Below are 843 nucleotides of genomic sequence, written 5' to 3' on the forward strand. Positions count from 1 at the left end.
TAGGTCGCGGACTCATTAAGTTCGTAGCCAGACGCGAAGGGCAGCGAGTTTGACGCTGGCGAGGAAGTTGTCCGGGTCTTTGTCGTAGCGCGTGGCGACGGCCCGGAAGTGTTTGATCTTGCTGAAGAAGCGCTCGACCAGGTTGCGGTACTTGTACAAGAACGGGCTGAAGGCCAGGACCTGCTTGCGGTTGGGCATCGGCTTCACGTTCGCCCACGCACCCTGCTCGGCCATCCGCGCGCGCAGCGCGTCGCTGTCGTAGGCGCGGTCAGCCAGCAGGACCTGACCTTCACCCAATCCACCCAGCATGTCGGCCGCCGAGCGCCCGTCATGCGCCTGACCGGGCGTGATCTTCAGCGCGACCGGACGGCCCTCGGCATCCACCAGCGCGTGGATCTTGCTCGTCAGGCCGCCGCGCGAACGACCCATGCCACCGGATCCGCCATCTTTTTTTTGGCGCAGGCCGCATGCTGGTGCACCCGCACGCTGGTGGCGTCGATCATCTGCAGATCACCCTCGTAAGCCTTTGACACGGCAGTGAGAAGGCGATCCCAGATGCCGCGCTTGCGCCAGCGCCGGAAGCGGTTGCCGCAGGTCGTGTAGGGTCCATAGCGGGCCGGGATGTCGGCCCACGGCGCACCCGTGCGCAGTCGCCAGAAGATCCCGTTCAGCACCCGTCGGTCGTCCACCCGATCCTTGCCACGCACGTCCGTCGGAAGCAGCGGCTCAATCACCGCCCACTCCGCATCCGTCAGGTCAAACCGCGCCATCCTCGGTCCTCCATTCGGAAAACCAACGACCCACCGCCCAAACCGTGCCAACCGTTATGGGTTCACGACCTAG

General features: G+C 65.0%; 1 protein-coding gene. It reads right to left on the reverse strand.

Annotated elements, in window-relative coordinates:
* Nucleotides 1-15 precede the first annotated feature (15 nt).
* Nucleotides 16-770 (reverse strand): IS5 family transposase gene (locus FV234_RS25895; RefSeq protein WP_147832452.1). Its coding sequence is split into 2 segments (ribosomal slippage): nucleotides 16-458 and nucleotides 458-770, totalling 756 coding nucleotides; the frame shifts between segments, so codons are not numbered across the junction.
* Nucleotides 771-843 lie beyond the last annotated feature (73 nt).

This window comes from Methylobacterium sp. WL8 (assembly GCF_008040045.1).
Classification (GTDB): domain Bacteria; phylum Pseudomonadota; class Alphaproteobacteria; order Rhizobiales; family Beijerinckiaceae; genus Methylobacterium; species Methylobacterium cerastii.